Here is a 304-nt window from a genome sequence, read left to right as displayed (position 1 = left end):
CCCCCTGGCGCGCCCGCTTCAAGGGCATGACCGCCGAGGCGCGCATCGGCACGCAGAAGATTTTACTGCTCAAGCCGATGACCTACATGAATTTGTCCGGCGAGGCGGTGCAGGAGGCATCCTCCTTCTACAAGATCGCCGCCGCGGACATCACGGCCTTCCATGACGAGCTGGATCTGGAGCCCGGGAAAATCCGGGTGAAGAAAGGCGGCGGCAATGCCGGCCATAACGGGCTGCGCAGCATGGATAAGCATCTCTCCACCCCGGATTACTGGCGGGTGCGGCTGGGCATCGGGCATCCCGG

At 63.8% G+C, this 304-nt stretch carries 1 protein-coding gene; it reads left to right on the top strand.

Annotated elements, in window-relative coordinates; translation table 11 throughout:
* A partial coding sequence (pth, locus tag CKO33_RS13260) for an aminoacyl-tRNA hydrolase (RefSeq protein ID WP_200182696.1) occupies positions 1-304 on the top strand: 304 nt, incomplete at both ends.

Origin of the sequence: Ectothiorhodospira mobilis (assembly GCF_016584115.1) — a bacterium.
Lineage (GTDB): Bacteria > Pseudomonadota > Gammaproteobacteria > Ectothiorhodospirales > Ectothiorhodospiraceae > Ectothiorhodospira > Ectothiorhodospira mobilis.
This window is presented reverse-complemented; position numbering and strand designations above follow the sequence as displayed.